Raw genomic sequence first — 15,977 nt, forward strand, 5'->3', positions numbered from 1 at the left:
AGAAGTGAAACCTCTTCGCGCTGATGGTAGTGTGGGGTTACCCATGTGAGAGTAAGTCATCGCCAGCTCATTATTCTAAACACCCTCAACTAGCGTTGGGGGTGTTTTTTATGTGGAAAAGAAAATATTAAAAACTATAAAAAGTGAAGGCAAAATAAAACCATCTGAGGATGGTTTTAAATAGTAAGCATATTTTCCAAATTTGATTAGACTTCACGTAGTTGTCGACGTGCATGTTTAAATGCTGTTCTTAAACCTTCTTCTAGCGTTGGATGGTAGAACGGTTTATCTAAAATATCCTCAAGTGTGAGTTCTTCATCAATCATCCAAGCCAATAAGTGCGCCATGTGCTCAGCAGCATCCACAAATAATTCAGCACCTAATAACTTTTGACTTTTATTATCAATATAAACTTCAATAGCACCTTTATTTTTTCCTAGCACCAAGGCGCGACCTTGTTTTTCATAAGAAACAAAGCCTGTTGTAAATGCAATATTTTGATCTTTCAGTTGTTTATAGTTTTGTCCTACAGATGCCATTTCAGGTGAGCTAAACACAATACCCATGGGGGTTAATGTTTTAATATTTTCAATATTTGGAAAGCTTAAACAATTATGCACGGCTGCACGCCCTTCATGTGCTCCTTCATGTTGAATGGGAGTATTCGTGTGTGCATCACCCACAATAAAAATAGCATGCCGTCCGAGTTGTTTGGTGTGTGCATCAATTGGGAGCTGTTTGATGTTGTTAAAACTCGTATCAATATTTTCAAGTTGAAGCTGATCTAAATAGCTGCGTCTACCCGTGGCAACCAATACATAATCGGCAGTTAAGCTCTGTGTTTGTCCATCTTCTTGATATTCAATTTGCACGCCTTGTTCTGTTCTTTGTAGTTGTGTTGGCAAGGTTTCAAAGTTGATATTCAATTCTTGACTAAGTGTATTTTGTGCAATGGTTTGTAGTTCTGGGCTGCGGAGTGAACCAACTTTACGACTACGGGCAAAAATAGTGGTATCTACCCCTAAGCGTTGCATAGCTTGAGCCAATTCGATTGCAATTACACCACTGCCAATGACGGCCAAAGATTGGGGTAAGTTCTCTAATTCAAAGATTTGATCTGATGTGATTAAGCGTTCGCCTAATTTTTCTTTCCATGCTTGCTCATAAGCAGGAGTAGAACCGACTGCAATAATAAAAGCTTTTGCCTGATATTGCTGTCCATTCACTTGAATTGTATGGGCATCTATAAAAGTCGCAAAGCCCGAAACTTTATGGGATGCTTCCCAACGATCTACATCTTTTTGTGTGGCACGGGTAAAACGATCACGTAATTGGCGTACGTGCGTCATGATTTGGGATGTATCAATTTTTGCATCTACCGTGAGTGCAACTTCTTGTGCATGTTGTATGTCGTGCATGCGATTGGCACTAGAGATGAGAACTTTGCTGGGCATACAACCAACGCGGGCACAGGTGGTGTCCCATGGACCGTGATTGATGATGAGTAGGTTTTGGGTGTATTTAATCGCTTCTTTATAGGCGCTAATGCCTGCGGTGCCTGCACCAATAATAATGAGGTCGTACATTTGTGAGCTACTTCATGTAATAAATAAATTTAGGCTAACACAAGCAAAACATTTATCATGCTTTTATTTACATAAAGCAGTAACTATGGTTACATATCTGACAATATTAATTATATGTTTGATTAACTCATAGTTTTAGAGGGATTTGGGGAATAACTCAATGAAAAAGAAAGAAATTAGTTTGAAATTTTCGGCTGTGGCTTTAGCAGTTTTATTGGCTGGCTGTGGTGGCGGTGGAAGTGATGGTTATTATAATAATGGATCTTCATCCACAGAAAGTGGGGGGAGCATTAATAATGGTGGTTCTAATGCTGTTGAGACTAATTACCATTTAATAATTAATGCTTCAAAACCTCAATTGGTTGTAACAGGAGATACGGCAGTTATTACTGTGAAATTAGCTGATGTTAATGGCGGTGGTGTTTCTGGCGAGTCTGTTGTCCTAGCGGTTGAAGATACTATAAATAATGGGGTTACTATCGAAGGAAGTTCAAATGTTAAATCTGATGAAAATGGTAATGCTATTTTTACAATCAGATTAACACCTTCAAATGTAAAAAATATATCTGAATTACTTAGGGATGGTATTCGTTTGAATGCAATCTATAAGGATGCAGCTGGAAAATTAACCTCACAAACAAGAATTTTGGAAGTAGTTGATTCCGTACAGTCTTCAAATATAGCGCAATACCACTTAGATATTGCTGTAAATAAACCGACACTCGTTGTAACGGGAGATAATGCAATTGTTACGGTTAAAGCAATTGATGAAAATGGTGGGGGAGTTTCTGGTAGAGAAGTTACATTATCAATAGTAGATACAAAAACTAATAAAGTAACAATAAATGGAAGTTCAGTCGGTATAACAGATTCTAATGGTAACATTAAATACAATATTACTTTGCCTACAGTTCCTGATTCGCTAGTTAGTAATATTATAGATTCAGGTATTACTTTAGATGCTAAAATTGTTGATGGTAATCAGGTTGTAAGCAAACAATCTATTAAGATCAATGTATCAAAAGGTGTAATCGAACAACCTATAGGCAATATTACTTTTGGTAAGTCTGGTGAGCTTGCGAAGACTGCTGATGCTTTATATTATAGAGAAGCTCTGTCTGCGCATGTTGTTGATATAGATGGAAAGCCATTACCTAATTATCGTGTAACGATGAGCATTGATTTATTACGTGCTGGTCGCGGCTACTTCCAAACAAAAGCACAATTAGACGGTACGCGCAATATTCGTTTAAATCCTCTTCGTGCTAATTTAAATACTCAAAATAGCAATTTAAGGCAGCAAGAAAGTTTGTTGGCTTCAATTCAAGGTGAACCTGTACAATCAGCTGAAATAACTAGACTTCAAAATGAGATTGCAACTGTAGAACAGCAAATACGCGATCAGCGTTCATTATTAGCGAAAGCACAGACTAATTTAGAATTAGCCCAAAATAGAAAAAATGAGCCATCTATTCAACAGTATCAAGCTGAAATTATTTCAATTAATGGAGAAATTGCACAGCTAAATTTAAGGCTTGAAGGGTTAAGAGTTAAGTTAACGACTGCAATTGCATCAGCAACAGCTGAAAAGCAACAACGAATTAATCAACAGACTAATATTGTAAATGATTTAAAAAATCAAACTCAAACAATAGCTGATGCGATTAAGAGCATTGAGAGTTTAGTATTACCATCTCGTGTTCAATCATATTGTGAGATTGTTGATAAATCAAACGTTCAATTAGCTACAGGATTTGTTGATCCTCAAGGCAATGTGAGTCCTACTTTTACCTATACAACAGATTCAACTGGTAAGTTTAATTTTAGTGTTCAGTATTTGAGACAGTATGCTGGGTGGCAAACTGTAGAGTTTAAAGCGAAGACAAGTGTTAGTACTAAAGATTTGAATTCAAGTTTAGTGTACGGATTAGGATTATTAAAAGAGGATTTTGATTCTGAAGCAGGTCAACCATTTGATGAAAGTCCTTATGGGCAGAATTGTGCTTTAAACGATCCCTTCGCAGGATTACTACCATAAAAGTAATTAAGATAACAAAAACAGCGCTTCGGCGCTGTTTTTTATGAGGATTTTAATTTAAAAATTAAAGCGAAGTCCCCACACTCACACCCACCGTCGGGCGGATTTGCATAGAACTACAAGCACTCAGCGCCAAGACACACATCACCACCAATAAAATTTTATTCATGCAACAAACCTTGAGATTTTGCCTGATGAAATAACGTACTAGAACGAGCGCCACTACGACAAATCATCAGAATGGGTTTTGGAAGCTCATTATAATATTTGGCAAATTCAAGAATATCTGTTTGAGAAATTTTACCGCTACTAACGGGTTGATAAATCACACTGACCTGAGATTTTTCCGCGATATTGCGTAATTCACTCACCTTGACTGCATTGCCCATTTCTTGATCAGGACGGTTCACAATCACAGATTTAAAACCTTGTCGCATCAACTGTGAAAATTTTGCAGCATTCATCTGACCTGCAACACTGACTTTGCTATTTAAGCCTTAGCATCGTTTTGAGCGTGACTCAGCTGCAGATCAGAACACAGCAAAATACATACTTGAGGATTGATCTAGTCATCCAACAAATCCATTTGTTTTGCCAACTGGAATAAGTTGTTTGAACGGTTACCCGTGCGGCAGAACATCAACACAGGTTTTGGCAATTCGTTATAGTGATTGGCAAAAGTACGCACATCGACTTCAGTAATTTGACCAGACACCACAGGTTGATAGACATAATCTAAACCTGCAGCACGTGCTGCTTCTTCAATTTGTGCACTAGTGGGCTGTTCAGGACCACCTTCCATATCTGGGCGGTTATTAATAATTGACTTAAAGCCTTTCTCTACAACTTGGCTCACATGTTCAGGACCAATTTGACCCGCAAAACCGACTTGTTCAGACATGGGAATACTCCATCATTTTATTCATGACAATATGCTTTATGATAGCATTAAGCAGATTCAAGAGCAGAATGTTCTGAAATATTTATAACGACGATAACGATAAAATAACGCAATGGAGCGCTTATGCATTCCTATACAGTCGAGCCTTTATATGTCAAAAGTGATCACGAGGTGATTGCTGCAGACTTTTATCGCCCTAAATCTATAGAAAAACCCGCGGTGATTCTGATGGCGCATGGTCTAGCAGCCTTGCGTCATTTTAAATTGGTGCAATACGCACAGCATTTTGCTCAGGCAGGCTATGCCGTGGTGTTATTCGATTATCGCTATTGGGGCGGAAGTACGGGGCGTCCACGTGAGTTGGTATCCATAGAGGCGCAGTTAGACGACTGGCGCAGCATGATTTCACATATCGCGGAACGTAAGTCGATTGATGCCAAACGCATGATTCTGTGGGGAACTTCTCTGAGTGGCGGATATGTGCTGAGTTTGGCCTCACGCTTACACAATATTGCCGCGGTCATGGTACAAGTGCCTTTTGTAGATGGTGCGGAAAGTGCCAAGTTATATCCTTTGCAGCAACTTCCGAAAGCCCTAAAAATCTCCAGTCAGGACTATATGGGAGCAAAGGTAGGGATGTCGCCCAAAACGCTTGCAGTGGTGGCGCAAAAAGAACTGTGTTTTTTACCGACCACAGACAGTTATGCAGGTTATATGTCAATTGTGAACCCCGATCATTACTGGAGTGGGGAAATTCCTGCTCGGGTGTTTTTTAATTTGATTCGTTATCGCCCCATTCAAGAAGTGCGGCCAATCAACATCCCTGTGTTATTTATTGCTGCACAGCGTGACAGCCTGATTCCAATTGAATCGAGTCGTGAAACGGCCACCAATATTGCGCCTTATGTGCAATATGAAGAGTGGGATATGCAACATTTTGATATTTATCATGGAGAATGGTTTAAAAAAGTCATTCAGACCCAATTAGAGTTTTTACAGCAACTGTTTGGAGTTCAGTAAATGATTATTGTATGCCCTGAATGCGGTGCAAAAAACCGTGTACCTGAAGATAAATTATCTGCCAATCCTGCATGTGGGCAGTGTCATCAAGCGCTGATTCCGCTTGCACCCATTGAATTGAATGAGCAAAATTTCAGTAATTTTATTCAAAATAGTGACTTACCTATTCTGATTGATCTTTGGGCGGACTGGTGTGGTCCTTGCAAGATGATGGCACCACATTTTGCAACAGTTGCCAAGCAAAATCCGCAGGTGGTGTTTGCCAAAATTGATACCGAGGCCAATCCACGCTTAAGCGGTGCATTCCATGTGCGCAGTATTCCAACACTGGTATTGATGAATAAAAGCAATGAAATTGCTAGAATAAGCGGCGCGCTACGAGCGACTGAATTACAACAGTGGTTGGATCAGCAACTCAACGCCCAGTCTTAATGCACTGTTCGTGCTAATTTAATGCAAATGTCCGGAGTGAACGTGTCAGATTCTCATGCAAAACCAGAGGGAGTGCTTTCCCTACAAACAATTGCCATGCCAGCAGATACCAACTGGAGTGGAGATGTCTTTGGAGGCTGGATCGTTTCACAGATGGATTTGGCTGGTGCGATTCATGCCGAGCGTTTTAGTAAAGGACGTTGTGCCACGATTTCCATTAACCAAATGACTTTTTTGGTGCCTGTAAAAGTGGGCGATGTGATCAGTTGCTACACCAAAATTTTGAAAGTGGGCAATACTTCAATTCAAATGCAAATTGAAGTGTGGGACAGCCATGATGATTCACGTGAAGCTGTGCGTGTTACCGAAGGGGTATTTACCTTTGTTGCGGTTGATGTCAAAGGCTCAAAACGTCAGATTCCTGAAGAAGCCAAACAGAAGTTTTTAGAAGCTCAGGCTAGTCAAGCATCATAAGTATCAAGCTAGTCAAACATCGTAATGAAAAAAATCCCAGCACAGTAGCTGGGATTTTTTCTTGGAGAGGAAACAGGCGTTAGGCTTGTTTCTGCTTTAAATGTGCTTTTGACACCCATGCCCACAACATTTCACACTGAATCGGAGCTTCGCCTGATTCATCAATCACACTGACATTGACCAGTGTTTCACCTTTGTCGGTGCTGTGCATGAGTTGTTGCTGTTCTGGGCTGAGTGTGGCAATGGCTGTCATTGCACCTTGAGTTGGACGTTTAAAGTCCACTTTCAGGCTTTTAATCAGCACAATGGCACTATCAGGTACATTCATAGCAGTCACAAAACCTGTAGCAGTTTCGGCAAGCAGCGCCATAGCACAGGCATGTACCTGTCCAATATGGTTTTGCATGGCTTTATGATTGGCAAGACTGACCACCACTTGCGATGGGGTTACTTCTTGATAGCGAATTTTCGCAGTGCCCACCATCGGCACGACACGACCAAAGGCTTGACTCAAAAGGCGGCTTTGAATGCCTTTCGGCAATTTTGATGTTGCTTTGACCAGTTTGTTTAAGCGATTGGTTGGTGTCATGACATCCCCAAATTAATCTTTAAAGTTGTTAAATTGCAGCGGCAGACCAAATTGTTGCTCTTTCAAGAACGCCATGACTTGTTGCAATGTATCGCGTTTCTTGTCGGTCACTCGAATTTTGTCACCTTGAATAGAAGATTGCACTTTAATGCCACTGTCTTTAATGGCTTTGTTAATTTTTTTTGCGGTATCTGAGTCAAGACCATCTTTAAGTTTGATCACTTGAATCACATTTTTACCCGATGCGGTCATTTTTTGTGGGTCAAGCGCCTGAATGTCGACTTTACGCTTATAGAAGTGATTTTCGAGCATGGTATACACTTGCTCACATTGGAAATCACTTTCAGTGGAGATTTTAATCTCTTTGTTTTTTTCATTGAGGTCGATAGAAACATCCTGACCACGAAAATCGAAACGAGTACCGATTTCTTTTTGTGTGTTTTGAACCGCATGATTCACTTCAAAAAGTTCTAATTCAGAAACAATATCGAAAGAAGGCATAATGAAGACCTTTGCAAATGGAAACAATATCTGAGATGCTAGGGATGTTTTCTTCATTTGCCAAGTGTTGTTTTACATCAAAGGAGTGCGCAATGATCCGTAAACAAGAAATTACAACATTTGAGTTCCCAGCTGACGCGATTATCTGGGATGTACGTGATGCAAGTGCTTATGCAGAAGCTCATGTTAAAGGTGCTGTGAATCAGCCAATTAACGATCTATCAGCAGAGAGTCTTACTCAGGTGTCGGCGGATCAACCCATTTACATTTTATGTGGTGGCGGAAGTAAAGCCCCACGTGCAGCGGAAAAACTAGAAGGTTTGGACAGCTCACGTGAATATGTGGTTTTAATGGGTGGTACACGTGCTGCGCGCGACGCAGGCATGCCTTTGGAACAAGGTCACTAAGTATCATCAATATGAAGAAAGCGCCGTAAGGCGCTTTTTTGTTGGGTATCGTTTTATTTCTATTTTCTCTAAGCGAGCGTTAGCTTGAAGGTGGAGGAGCTTTAAAATAAGGCTTCTTGGTTTTCACCTTTTTCTGAAAACGTGTAGCTGCCAGTTTTTGTACTAAGTTTTTAGGTACAGCGCAGGCTTCTGCTAAAACTTGTGCCGCCAGTATTTCACTGCACAACGGGGCAAATAAAAAGCCTTTAGAACCGAGTCCTGCAAAGCTGTAAATTTCCTGATCATCACGCATTTTGCCAAGTAGGGGAAAATAATCCTTACTTTGGGCGCGTAGCGAAGCGCGACCTTGCCAAGTATCTACGGGTGCTAAGTTTTCGGCATACGCAGGAAAGACACTGTGGATAAGTTCGTAGTTATGCACATGGTCTTCTGCCAAGACGTCACAATCTTCCCGATTTGGATAAAACGATGCACCTAAAATCAGTTGATCGGCATTGAGCTGCATGCAATAGCCGCCATAGCTATAGGCTTGTGATAATGGCAAAGCCTGATCTGTATTATTTACCCAGCTAACTTGCCCACGAATGGGTTTAAGCACAGGGTAATGCTCAAAAAAAGCACCGCTTTGCAGCGCTGCACAGACGATGACATGATCAAACACTCCAAGTTCAGTATCTACGCTGTGTAAGATCAGTTGCTGTGCTGTCGTGGTGATTTGTTTAATTTGAGCTTGCTGAAACTGAATGTGCGGATGCGCAAGAATTTCATCACGCAGTTGATGTGGAGAAACTGCTCCTGCTTGCAATAAGCTTAAACTGGCAAAGTCGCTTTGTGGCGTAAGTTCGGTTGCACTCTGTGCTGCTAAAATACCTTTTGGGTATTGTGTGGCTAAATCCAGCAATTCATCGGCATGTTTAAGTGCCAGTTGATGAATCTGCAACGGACGAAATGCTTTGAATGCGGCATAGTGATTTAAAGCATGTTGCCATGCCAAAGTCATTAAATGATCAGCACTTTGATGAATTGGGCAAAGTTTTGGGTTTAAGAGTGCCAAAGGATTGCCAGAACCGCCTGCAAGTGGCGCTGTTTGGTCATAGAGCGTGACTTGATGCCCTCGTTGGGAAAATGCCCACGCACAGCTTAAACCCGCAATTCCTGCGCCTATGATCGCAATATGGCGCTGTTGGTTGCTTGTTGTGGTATTTGTTGTAATTTGAGTTTCGTTCTGATCGGATATTGGCTCTATTTCAGGCGCTTGCCAGATGGCTTTCAGCATTTCCCGTTTATGCCCAAAACCGCGTGGGCGGGTGATGTGAATACCGTGTTGTTTTAAGCCACGTTTGAGTACGCCTGCCACACTAAATGAGGCAAAAGTCGTGCCATAATCGGACAGTGCTACAATCGGGTTGAGCACGGTTTCCTGCCACATATCGGGGTTACAGGCGGGTGCAAAGCCATCTAAAAACCACGCATTGACAGGAGCAGTTTTAGCAATGACAGGAAAAACTTCCTGAGCATCGCCTAGCCATAAATCTAGGCTAAAGCGTTCATCTGGAAAGTTTAAACGATGACAGCCTGCAATAGCGGCAGGGTATTGCTGAATCAGCTGTTCAGACAGATGACTGAGTTCGGGCCAAGCCGCTAAGGCACGTATAAGATCGGCTTTGCAAAGTGGAAATTTTTCGACAGAAATTGCGTGTAAATGGCTGCGATTATTGGGACGTACCTGTTGCCATAATTGCCAGAGCGCTAAAATATTTAAGCCTGTACCAAAGCCTGTTTCGCCTACACAAAAATATTCAAAATCATTCAGCGCTGCTAAACGGATGGGTAAGTCATTGCCCTGTAAAAACACATGCCGTGTTTCTAATAAACCGTTGTCTTTAGAGAAATACACATCGCCAAATTGTTTGGAAATGGGCACATCAATACCATCGACCAGTTGCCAATCCAGCTCGGCAGTTTGAATAGGCTGAAACAAAACCAGAGTACCTTAAATCAAGAGGTGAATGCTCACCTTACCATTGGCGGCGACGTTTGGTATAGACGTAGCTGGCAATTAAGAAGCCGAGCAATACGCCAACCGCGAGTGTTGCAGCACCGTATAAAAACATTTGCGCACTGCGTTCACTTTGCAGTACTTGAACTTGCACGCCTAAATTATCGTTTTTAAGTTGCAGTTCCTGATTCTGTGCCAAAGCATCGAGGTTTGCCTGTTCAAGTTGTTGCAAACGTGTGCTCTGATCTTTAATCAAGGCTTTGGTTTTAGCTTCCTGAAGGGCTTTATTTTTGGCAATTTGTTCTGCAGTCAGGGGCTTATCTTGTGCAGGAGTAACCCCATTGGCTGTTGCTACAGCTGCCGTGTTGGTCACAGCAGCAGGAGCAGGTGCAGTAGGTGTGGTTGTGGCTGGCTCAACTGCATATACAGGTGAACTGAGCAGAACAGCAACAACACTGGCAACAACGAAACGCATAGCGCTTATCCTTGAGGGAATGCTTTATTGAATGGCTTAACGTCAATGTGGCTATATACGCCTTCTTTTAAGAAAGGTTCATCTTGTAGCCAAGCATCGAGTGCTTCACGACTGTCAAAATCGACAATCATGGTGCTGCCATAAAAGCCTGCTTGTGGATTGCTTGGGTCTTTTGGCATTGCCCCCGCCACAATTAAGCGACCTTCGGCATCGAGTTGTTGCAAACGTGCAAGATGTGCAGGACGGGTCGCAAGACGTTTTTCCAGTGTACCTTCACGGTCAGTACAACTCAGAACAAATAAAGGCATAGTTACTCTCGAATATCGCAGATCAGAAATTATTCAGATGTTTTAAAGTATTTGCGCAATACAATAAACTGCACAATGATAAAGGAAAACATCACAATCATGTCACCAAAAGCAGTGAATTCGCCCCAATATTTTCCGTCCATAAATAAAAATGCAAAAAATACGTGTAGGAAAGACATGACTGCAAACATGGCTGCCCAAGTATAATTCAGGTTTTTCCAGCCAGCTTCGGTCAAGTTGAACACAGGCCCAAATAAGCGTTGAATCAGTGGTTTACGGTCTTTGCTGAACCATGGTGATAGCAAAAAAGCACCTGCAAATACAATGTTTAAAATGGCAGCTTTCAGGCGAATATAAAAGTCATCGCTTAACATTAAAGTAACGCCACCAAAAATTACGGTCATAAACAACACAATCCATTGTTGTTTATCTAAACGGAATTTTTGCATGATGAACAATGCGCCGTACACCACTAACATCGAGATGATCAGACCTGTGGTGGCCACCAAAATATGGTTATTATCGACACCGCCTGCAGAGCCGATCAGTTGTAGTAATTGATGATTAGTATCTTTTGGATCTACAGTTTTGTATAAATAAAAGAAAATAATGAGGGGCACAAAGTCTAAAAGTGCTTTCATGTTAGAGTATCTAAATCTGATCAAATAAATGACATAGTATAAGTGATGCACGGCGTAGATTTACATACACACAGTAATATTTCTGATGGAACTTTGTCACCTGGAGAATTGGTGTCTGCGGCAATTCAGCAGGGCATTCATACCTTGGCATTGACTGATCATGACACAATGGATGGGCTGGCTTTGGCAGAGCAAGCCGCACAGGGGCAAGATTTAAAGATTATTTCGGGAGTGGAAATTTCCAGTCAATGGTCACGTCCAGCCACTAAGAAAAGTTATAGCGTGCATGTGGTGGCGCTAAACATGCAAAATCCTGCACCTTTACAGGCGCTGCTGGAACAGCAAAAACAAATTCGTGCAGAACGTGCCAAACAAATTTGTGATTTACTGATTCCGCTGATTGGACAAGATATTTATAACGATGTGCTTCTTAAAGTTGATGGCGTAGCAGATCGGATTACCCGTACGCACATTGCCAAAACCTTACAAGAAAAAGGCATTGTAACGCGTGTGCAGCAAGCATTTGATAAATACATCAAAGAAGGCAAAAAGGCTTATGTGAAATTTGATGGCTTGAGTTTGGAAGATACGATTCGGGTAATTCATGACAGTCAGGGTTTTGCCGTGTTGGCGCATCCAACCCGTTATGATTTATCTGCGACCAATATTCGTTATTTGATTGAAATTTTTGCCAAATATGGGGGTGATGCAGTGGAATTGCCGCCTAATATTGACCCTGCATCGACCCGTCAAATGGTGGATCGCATGATTGCTGAACATGGTCTAAAAGTATCTGTCGGCAGCGATTTTCATGGTGAAAATATGCCGTGGATTAAATTGGGCAATATTCCGCGGGTGAAAGATGGTCAAATTGGGATTTGGGAAAGTTTTGTTGAGTAACTCCCTCATCCCAACCTTCTCATATAAGCAGATGTGATATCTATTATTAAAATTTAGAAAGGATAAAAACTCCTTCTCCCTCTGGGAGAAGGTTGGGAAGAGGGTCTAAAGCAAATTATTGTCCTGTGCCTGAATTGGTGGTGGCGTTGGTTTACCCAACGTACCCAATAATTCAATTTCAATGGTTCTTACCATGGCATCTAAAGGTAAGTCATTGCTTTGCGTGCCAAAAGGTTCTTCAATTTCAGAACTGAGCGCATCCAGACCTAAAAAAGTATAAGCCAAAATACCGACCAAAAGCGGAGTCGCCAATCCGAGTGTAGACCCTAAACTAAAGGGCAACATAAAACAGAAAAAGTACACTGTTCGGTTAAGTAGGACTGAATACGCAAAAGGGAGCGGTGTGGTAGCAATACGGTCACAACCCGTGAGTACCAAACTCAGCTCTGTGACGTGTTGATTCATTTGTGTGTAAATAATATCGGAAATTTCGCCCTCTTTAAGTGCTTGCATTAACTCCCATTGAATCAAACTGAGCGTGTATTGCGGCGCATTGGCTTGTTGATACAGTTGGGTAATTGCTTGCTGACTCATGCCACTGGTTTGAATTAACTCGGTTGGATTGGCAGTTTGATGACGCAGGCGGTCGCGCAAGACATTGGCAAATACAATGACGTGCTGAATGACGCGTTCACGTCGTGCTTGACTAAGTATACGGCAGTCGCGGTCAAAGTGGCGCGCGTTGGCAATCAGCATGCCCCAAAGTTTACGTGCCTCCCACCAACGGTCATAACAGGCAGAGTTTTTAAAGCCCAAAAAAATCGACAGCACCACCCCAATTAAAGTAAAGCCAACCAAAGGCAATTCTGGAAAATGAAAATAACCAATATAAGACAAACCGCCAATAATGGTGGAGATCAACATCACCAAGCCCAAAGGCGGTAAGACCTTCGGTAAAATCGTGCCCCGCCAAGAAAACAGTAAGTTAAATACACTGGGTTGATCGACTATCATTTTATTAGAATCATCACAATTTTTTGATGATCTTCTGTGCTTGTGCAGGCTTTGTCAATATACAAATTTTAAGTGTGCTCAAATTTAAGCAGTTGTTGTTCGGCAAAGGAAAAATTACCTTCACTTGAGATGATACAGTGATCGATCAAACGCAGCTCTAGCAACTGACAGGCTTGCTGAATCTGCTGCGTCAGGACTAAATCTGCAGGTGAAGGTTGTGGTAAGCCGAAAGGATGATTGTGTGCAATCACAATCGCTGTGGCATGTTGACTAATCGCAAAACGTAGCAATTGATTAATGGAAATTTCACACGAATTTAATGCACCATAAAATAATTTTTTAAAGCTGATTTTGCGTAAACAGGCATCAAGGCAAAGCACCGCAAACACTTCTTGGGTTTCGCCCAAAAGTTCAAAACGCAGATACTCCATCAAGCGTTTGGAATTGCTAAGCTCAAGTGCATCTTGTTTTAAATGTTCGGCTACATAGCGCCGTCCAAGTTCTTTAACTGCCATGAGCTGTGAATATTTACTGTTACCCATGCCGTGAAATTGACACAACTCGGCAATGGGTGCATCGAGTAAAGTAGTGAGATTGCCAAAATGCTGAATTAGCAATCGTGCCAACTCCACCGCAGAATGTTGCTGTGAGCCTGAGCGCAAAAAAATAGCCAATAGTTCGGCATCGGACAAACTTGCAGCACCATTTTGAATGAGACGTTCACGTGGCCGTTCTTGTTCAGGCCAATGTTTAATAGATAAATGCATTGTTATTTGACTTTGTTATTCTAAATTTGAAACTTAAATCCCAACAGATCTCTTGGGAATGACATTATTTAATGCTATTGTGAGCCCCACTGCAACAAAAAGGTGGCTTATTTGTGAGCTTCGATTTAAGCGTACTCCCTCATAAAAACATTATTTTAGCTGTGACAGGCGGCATTGCGGCCTATAAAAGTGCGATTTTAGTGCGTCGTTTAAAGGATGCAGGGTTTAGTGTTCGCGTGGTCATGACCAGAGGGGCACAAGCTTTTATTACACCGCTGACCTTTCAAGCATTGTCGGGCAATCCTGTACATACCGAATTATTAGATACCGAAGCCGAAGCAGGCATGGGGCATATTGAATTGGCACGGTGGGCCGATTTAATTTTGGTTGCGCCCGCCAGTTGCGACACCTTAGCCAAATTTGCTGCAGGTCTGGCCGATGATTTGCTCAGTACTTTATATTTAGCCACCACTGCACCAGTTTGGGTTGCACCTGCCATGAATCAGCAAATGTGGGCAGCCAAAGCCACACAGCGTAACTTAACCACTTTGGTGGAAGATGGCGTGCATGTAATTATGCCCGATGCGGGCGAACAAGCCTGTGGAGATGTTGGTTTAGGGCGTATGCCAGAACCTGAAGATTTGGCGCATCAGGTGACGCAGTATTTTCATCAGGCACAGCGTGCTTTGGTGGAAAAATTTGGCATGTTGGCAGGCAAAAATGTCACCATTACAGCAGGCCCAACCCGCGAAGCTTTAGACCCTGTGCGTTATATTTCTAACCATAGTACAGGCAAAATGGGTTTTTCTTTGGCTGCAGCCTGTTATGCAGCAGGGGCAAAAGTCACGCTTATTGCAGGCCCAGTTAGTTTAGATACGCCAAATGGGGTACAGCGAATTAATGTGTCTTCTGCAATTCAAATGCTAGATACCAGTTTGCAGATGCTTGAACAAGGCTGTGATATTTTCATCGCTACAGCCGCGGTGGCAGATTACCGCGTGGCAGAAATTGCGGAACACAAAATTAAAAAATTAGGCGATGAGCTGAATGTGGCGTTGGTCAAAAACCCTGATATTGTTGCGACCATTGCGCAACAGGAAAAACGTCCGTTTATGGTTGGCTTTGCTGCAGAAACCCGCAATGTAGAAGAGTATGCAGCAGGCAAGTTGGTGGCGAAAAAACTGGATATGATTGCCTGCAATGACGTTTCCCGTGCCGATATTGGTTTTGCTTCCGATGAAAATGCCATGACGGTATTTTTTGCCGAAAGCTACCGTATGGAAAAACGCGATTTGGAAAAAGCCTCGAAACAGGAAATTGCGCAGCAATTGGTCGAAGCGATTCATGATGCCTTGTATCGAGATCCATCTCAGGATGATGATTTTTAATTTTGATCGTCCATCAGCAAACGGATGACATAAAAAACCGCTGAAATTTCAGCGGTTTTTTTATATCCAATCGCGAATTAAGCTTGACCTTCAGCTGCAGCGGCTTGAGCACGTTGCATATTGGCTTCAAACTCGGCATCGAAGTTGATTGGCGTTAACAATAATTGTGGGAAGCTGCCTTTGGTAACCATATCATTCACTGCTTCACGCAAGAATGGGAACAAAATGTTCGGGCAGTATGCGCCAAGAATGTACGGTAAACGCTCTTCTTCAACGCCATCAATCAGGAAAATACCAGCTTGGGTAACATCAACAATAAATGCAGTATCGCCCGCGTTGTTGGCTTGAACCACAACTTTTAATGCTACTTCAAAGTGGGTTGGATCAATTTTTTCTGCAGAAGATGACAGGTTGATGTTCAATTCAGGCTGCCATTCTTTGGTAAATACTTGTGCCCCAGGAACTTCAAAAGAAATGTCTTTGGTATAAATACGCTCTAATGCCAATTGTGGTTGAGCTTGTTGTTCTTCACTCATG

General features: G+C 42.0%; 18 protein-coding genes and 1 pseudogene. 7 read left to right on the forward strand and 12 right to left on the reverse strand.

What is annotated here, in order from left to right; all coding sequences use genetic code 11:
- Positions 1–206: 206 nt before the first annotated feature.
- On the reverse strand, positions 207–1,586 hold the full coding sequence (locus tag FTU09_RS11975) for a dihydrolipoyl dehydrogenase (protein ID WP_180080409.1): 1,380 nt from the start codon (positions 1,584–1,586) through the stop codon (positions 207–209).
- A 160-nt stretch (positions 1,587–1,746) separates the two neighbouring features.
- Between FTU09_RS11975 and FTU09_RS11980 the strand changes: the two genes are divergently transcribed.
- The gene (locus tag FTU09_RS11980) at positions 1,747–3,624 is read left to right on the forward strand and encodes a hypothetical protein (RefSeq protein ID WP_168542431.1); all 1,878 of its coding nucleotides are present in this window, start codon (positions 1,747–1,749) and stop codon (positions 3,622–3,624) included.
- A gap of 161 nt (positions 3,625–3,785) precedes the next feature.
- On the opposite strand, the pseudogene FTU09_RS11985 reads toward FTU09_RS11980, so the two are convergent.
- Together FTU09_RS11985 and FTU09_RS11990 are read right to left on the reverse strand one after the other, a co-directional pair.
- Positions 3,786–4,118, reverse strand: a pseudogene (locus tag FTU09_RS11985) (beta-lactamase hydrolase domain-containing protein); the annotation flags it as partial.
- A gap of 71 nt (positions 4,119–4,189) precedes the next feature.
- Positions 4,190–4,525 (reverse strand): TIGR01244 family sulfur transferase, encoded by a 336-nt coding sequence (locus FTU09_RS11990; protein WP_070153827.1) that lies wholly within the window; start codon positions 4,523–4,525, stop codon positions 4,190–4,192.
- Between the two features lie 123 nt (positions 4,526–4,648).
- Here FTU09_RS11990 and FTU09_RS11995 point away from each other — a divergent pair, with 123 nt between their 5' ends.
- From FTU09_RS11995 to FTU09_RS12005, 3 genes are read left to right on the forward strand one after another with little or no spacing between them, the layout of a single operon-like run.
- Entirely contained in the window at positions 4,649–5,545 is an 897-nt protein-coding gene (locus FTU09_RS11995) for an alpha/beta hydrolase (RefSeq protein WP_180080414.1), read from the forward strand.
- Complete coding sequence (gene trxC / locus FTU09_RS12000; protein WP_180080417.1) at positions 5,546–5,977, forward strand: thioredoxin TrxC; 432 nt, start codon at positions 5,546–5,548, stop codon at positions 5,975–5,977.
- Positions 5,978–6,004: 27 nt separating this feature from the next.
- Positions 6,005–6,451, forward strand: coding sequence for an acyl-CoA thioesterase (locus tag FTU09_RS12005; protein ID WP_218618957.1), 447 nt, complete (start codon positions 6,005–6,007; stop codon positions 6,449–6,451).
- Positions 6,452–6,530: 79 nt separating this feature from the next.
- Here the strand turns inward: FTU09_RS12005 and FTU09_RS12010 are convergent, their stop codons facing one another.
- On the reverse strand, positions 6,531–7,040 hold the full coding sequence (locus FTU09_RS12010) for a DUF4442 domain-containing protein (RefSeq protein WP_104853054.1): 510 nt from the start codon (positions 7,038–7,040) through the stop codon (positions 6,531–6,533).
- A gap of 12 nt (positions 7,041–7,052) precedes the next feature.
- Positions 7,053–7,541, reverse strand: coding sequence for a YajQ family cyclic di-GMP-binding protein (locus FTU09_RS12015; RefSeq protein ID WP_004976234.1), 489 nt, complete (start codon positions 7,539–7,541; stop codon positions 7,053–7,055).
- A 92-nt stretch (positions 7,542–7,633) separates the two neighbouring features.
- On the opposite strand from FTU09_RS12015, the gene FTU09_RS12020 reads away from it, so the two are divergent.
- A complete protein-coding gene (locus tag FTU09_RS12020; protein WP_004976235.1) occupies positions 7,634–7,948 on the forward strand; it encodes a rhodanese-like domain-containing protein in 315 nt (104 codons plus the stop codon).
- Positions 7,949–8,027: 79 nt separating this feature from the next.
- Here the strand turns inward: FTU09_RS12020 and mnmC are convergent, their stop codons facing one another.
- Genes mnmC through FTU09_RS12040 form a run of 4 tightly spaced genes read right to left on the reverse strand, consistent with a single transcriptional unit; the run spans position 8,028 to position 11,371 of the window.
- Positions 8,028–9,929 carry an FAD-dependent 5-carboxymethylaminomethyl-2-thiouridine(34) oxidoreductase MnmC gene (gene mnmC / locus FTU09_RS12025; protein WP_180073058.1) on the reverse strand — a complete coding sequence of 634 codons (1,902 nt, stop codon included), beginning with the start codon at positions 9,927–9,929 and terminating at the stop codon, positions 8,028–8,030.
- 37 nt (positions 9,930–9,966) lie between these two features.
- Positions 9,967–10,422 (reverse strand): hypothetical protein, encoded by a 456-nt coding sequence (locus tag FTU09_RS12030; protein ID WP_004976237.1) that lies wholly within the window; start codon positions 10,420–10,422, stop codon positions 9,967–9,969.
- A gap of 5 nt (positions 10,423–10,427) precedes the next feature.
- Positions 10,428–10,730, reverse strand: a complete 303-nt coding sequence (locus FTU09_RS12035; RefSeq protein ID WP_004976238.1) for a YciI family protein — start codon at positions 10,728–10,730, stop codon at positions 10,428–10,430.
- A gap of 29 nt (positions 10,731–10,759) precedes the next feature.
- The gene (locus FTU09_RS12040; RefSeq protein WP_004976239.1) at positions 10,760–11,371 is read right to left on the reverse strand and encodes a septation protein IspZ; all 612 of its coding nucleotides are present in this window, start codon (positions 11,369–11,371) and stop codon (positions 10,760–10,762) included.
- Positions 11,372–11,416: 45 nt separating this feature from the next.
- Here FTU09_RS12040 and FTU09_RS12045 point away from each other — a divergent pair, with 45 nt between their 5' ends.
- Positions 11,417–12,271, forward strand: a complete 855-nt coding sequence (locus FTU09_RS12045; RefSeq protein WP_180080421.1) for a PHP domain-containing protein — start codon at positions 11,417–11,419, stop codon at positions 12,269–12,271.
- A gap of 105 nt (positions 12,272–12,376) precedes the next feature.
- Here FTU09_RS12045 and FTU09_RS12050 read toward each other — a convergent pair whose 3' ends face one another.
- Together FTU09_RS12050 and radC are read right to left on the reverse strand one after the other, a co-directional pair.
- Positions 12,377–13,285: a bestrophin family protein gene (locus FTU09_RS12050; RefSeq protein ID WP_154321041.1), complete on the reverse strand. Its 909-nt coding sequence runs from the start codon at positions 13,283–13,285 to the stop codon at positions 12,377–12,379.
- A gap of 68 nt (positions 13,286–13,353) precedes the next feature.
- Positions 13,354–14,052, reverse strand: coding sequence for a DNA repair protein RadC (gene radC, locus FTU09_RS12055; RefSeq protein WP_154321040.1), 699 nt, complete (start codon positions 14,050–14,052; stop codon positions 13,354–13,356).
- 113 nt (positions 14,053–14,165) lie between these two features.
- On the opposite strand from radC, the gene coaBC reads away from it, so the two are divergent.
- Positions 14,166–15,440: a bifunctional phosphopantothenoylcysteine decarboxylase/phosphopantothenate--cysteine ligase CoaBC gene (coaBC, locus tag FTU09_RS12060; RefSeq protein WP_167845783.1), complete on the forward strand. Its 1,275-nt coding sequence runs from the start codon at positions 14,166–14,168 to the stop codon at positions 15,438–15,440.
- A gap of 77 nt (positions 15,441–15,517) precedes the next feature.
- Here the strand turns inward: coaBC and secB are convergent, their stop codons facing one another.
- Positions 15,518–15,976, reverse strand: coding sequence for a protein-export chaperone SecB (gene secB, locus FTU09_RS12065; protein WP_004976246.1), 459 nt, complete (start codon positions 15,974–15,976; stop codon positions 15,518–15,520).
- Between the last annotated feature and the right edge of the window lies 1 nt (position 15,977).

Source organism: Acinetobacter sp. YH12058, from assembly GCF_013419805.1.
Taxonomy (GTDB): Bacteria; Pseudomonadota; Gammaproteobacteria; order Pseudomonadales; family Moraxellaceae; genus Acinetobacter; species Acinetobacter towneri.